The 2,753-nt window shown below is 59.9% G+C and carries 3 protein-coding genes; 1 reads left to right on the top strand and 2 read right to left on the bottom strand.

All coding sequences use genetic code 11. The features are described 5' to 3' along the window. Both ACOVRA_RS01600 and ACOVRA_RS01595 read right to left on the bottom strand, forming a co-directional pair. Positions 1 to 1,469: acyl-CoA carboxylase subunit beta (locus ACOVRA_RS01600; RefSeq protein ID WP_421718780.1), on the bottom strand; the 1,469-nt coding region annotated here is incomplete at its 3' end. A 46-nt stretch (positions 1,470 to 1,515) separates the two neighbouring features. Further along, entirely contained in the window at positions 1,516 to 2,313 is a 798-nt protein-coding gene (locus tag ACOVRA_RS01595; RefSeq protein ID WP_421718779.1) for a tyrosine-protein phosphatase, read from the bottom strand. A gap of 9 nt (positions 2,314 to 2,322) precedes the next feature. On the opposite strand from ACOVRA_RS01595, the gene ACOVRA_RS01590 reads away from it, so the two are divergent. After that, a partial coding sequence (locus ACOVRA_RS01590; protein WP_421718778.1) for an alpha/beta fold hydrolase occupies positions 2,323 to 2,753 on the top strand: 431 nt, incomplete at its 3' end.

The following is a 2,753-nucleotide window of genomic DNA, read 5'->3' as shown; positions in this document are numbered from 1 at the left end:
CGGGTGTCGCGCGGGTCGATGATTTCTTCGGCATAGAAGCTTTCAGCGGTGCGGAACGGGCTGCGAAGGCCTTCCATCCAAGCTTTAATCTCCGCAAGCCTTGCAACCGGGTCTGGATGGGCTTCGAGTTCGCGGCGGAAGGCGGCCTCTACCCCGCCATCCATCGGTAAGCTGCCCCAATCACCCGACGGCCAACAGAAGCGGGCCTTGGCGCGCGAGGGGTTGAACATGGCCGAGCCCGCCAGCCCATAGGCCTTGCGCATCACCACCGCACAGAAGGGCACGCGTGCTTGATAAATCGCGCTCATCGCGCGGATGCCCGCACGGGTGACACCCGCCTGCTCATGCTTGCGACCGACTGCAAAGCCCGGACAGTCGACGAAATGGACGATGGGCAGGTGGAAGGTGTTCGCAAGGTCGACAAAACGCTCCACCTTGCGGGCCGCATCCGCCGTCCACGCCCCGTCGAGCACATAAGGGTCACCCGCCATAATGGCGACGGGCCAACCGTCAATCCGGGCAAGGCCCGTTATGATGGACCGCCCCCAAGCTTTGCCCATCTCAAAGAAGGTGCCGGCATCCACGCAAGCCTCGACAATCTTACGGCTTTTGTAAGGGGTCACCCGATCGCGCGGCACGATGGAAAGCAGGAATTCCTCCTTCCGATCGGCGGGGTCTAAACTGGGTGCGCGCGCTGGCAGATCATCAACTGAGCCCGGCAGATAGGACAAGAAGCGCCGCGCATAGGCCATGGCCTCGGCTTCACTCTCGACCGCCTCATCCACCACACCATTGCGGGCCTGAATTTCCCAGCCGCCCAAGCCTTCCTTATCAATGTCCTCGCCAATGGCTCGCGCGACAGGTGGCCCTGCGACAAAGACTTGGCTGAGGCCTTTGACCATCACCGAATAATGGCTGGCGGCAACCCGGCCAGCGCCCAGTCCCGCACAGGGGCCAAGGGCGAGGGAGACCACCGGGATTTGGCCCATATTGGCGACCACAACTTCCCAGCCAGGTGTCTCTGGAATGTAGGTGCGGGGGTCTTTTTCCAGCATCTTCACGCTGCCGCCGCCACCCGTGCCATCGACCATCCGGATCAAAGGCATGCGATATTCGCCAGCGAATTTTTCGGCCTGCACCATCTTTTGCCAGATGGCAGCGTCTGCCGCTCCACCGCGCACGGTGAAGTCGTCGGCGATCACGCCAACAGGGCGACCATCAATCCGTCCACGGCCTGTCACCATATTGGACGGCAAATAGCTTTTGAGAGAGCCATCTGGATGATAGTCCGCCACCCCTGCGATCTTGCCAATCTCATGGAAGCTGCCGGGGTCCAATAAAGCATCGACTCGCGCACGGGCGGTCGACTTGCCTTGCGCCAATTGACGGGCGACGCGTTCTTCCCCGCCCATTTGTTCGGCAAGGGCCTCGCGGGCACGGAGTTGTTCGATCTCAGGTTTCCAGCTCATCGCTCGACTGTAACCAGACTTTTCAGGCGTGCAAACAACTAACCCATCAGGTTGTCAGCAAATAGTCCGCCAAGGCGCGCTTCTTGGCGGCATCCACGCCCAGACGATCGAGATAGTCATCCAGTCCGCCATCCCGCCGTGTCATCTCGGACCATGCTTCCGCTAGGAAGTCCTGATGCACGCCAACCATCGGCATCAGGGCCTCTGGGTCAATATGCTTATCAAATTGGCTTCCCATCATCTTGGCATATTGGGCCAAGAGATTGGGGTCGTGGGCGACGTGATTGGTCAATAGATAATCATGTTCAATCCGCTCCAGATCAACACCCAGCGCATAGAGGATCAAGCCGCACAAGATTCCGGTCCGGTCTTTGCCTGCCGCGCAATGGATGACGACCGGACCTTTCCCCTCAGCCAATCGGTCGAAGGTTTCGGTGAACAGCGTCAGATGTTGGGGCTCCCACGGGATGCGGCGATAGGATGACATCATGTGGTCATGGGTGGCTTGATGCGTCAGATCGGTATCGCGGATGAATTGCAAATGCGGCGGCAGGGTCACCCCATCGCCATCGCCCAAATCCGACGACAGAATTTCAACCGGCAACCCGCCCAACTGGCTCGGCTGCATCTCGCGCTCATGCCCGCGACGTAGGTCGACGACGAATTTAATCCCGGTTTCTCGGAACCTCGCCCGGCCCGCCTCGGTCACTTGCGCATAATTGGCAGAGCGGAACAGCTTTCCCGCTTGCACAGTCTGGCCGGATTGGGTTGGATAGGTGCCAAAGTCGCGGAAATTGCGAACGCCTTCGACAAAAATGAATGGGGGCGGCAGAGATGAGGTCATCAGACGGACATGGACTACAGAACCGCGCGCTTCAAGACGTTTGACGGCCTAAATTTGGCTTGGACTGAGACTGGTTCGCCAAATGGTCGACCGACTTTGGTTTTACATGGCTTTTTGGCCAGCGCCCAACTGAACTGGATAGAGCCCGGCTTGGCCGCTGCGATGGCCGCAACGGGCCGCCGCATCATCTTGCCAGACTTGCGCGGTCATGGGCAATCGGACGCACCGACGGATCCTGCCGCCTATCCCAAAGACGCGCTTCCTCAAGATCAAGAAGTGCTCCTGGCGCAATTGGGCATCACGGATTTTGACCTCATCGGCTATTCCTTGGGCGCGCGCACGGCGGTTCGGCTTTTGGCGCGCGGCCATGCGGGCCCAGCTAAAGTCTTTTTAGGCGGGATGGGCGAAGCGGGCATCACCACCGTCGGTACACGGAAGGA

The sequence above is a fragment of the Aquidulcibacter sp. genome (assembly GCF_049239865.1).
Taxonomy (GTDB): Bacteria; Pseudomonadota; Alphaproteobacteria; order Caulobacterales; family Aquidulcibacteraceae; genus Aquidulcibacter.
This window is presented reverse-complemented; position numbering and strand designations above follow the sequence as displayed.

Bases quoted from the DNA above. Each gene is read 5' to 3' on its own strand.
- ACOVRA_RS01595 (WP_421718779.1), bottom strand. From the start codon at position 2,313: ATGACCTCATCTCTGCCGCCCCCATTCATTTTTGTCGAAGGCGTTCGC.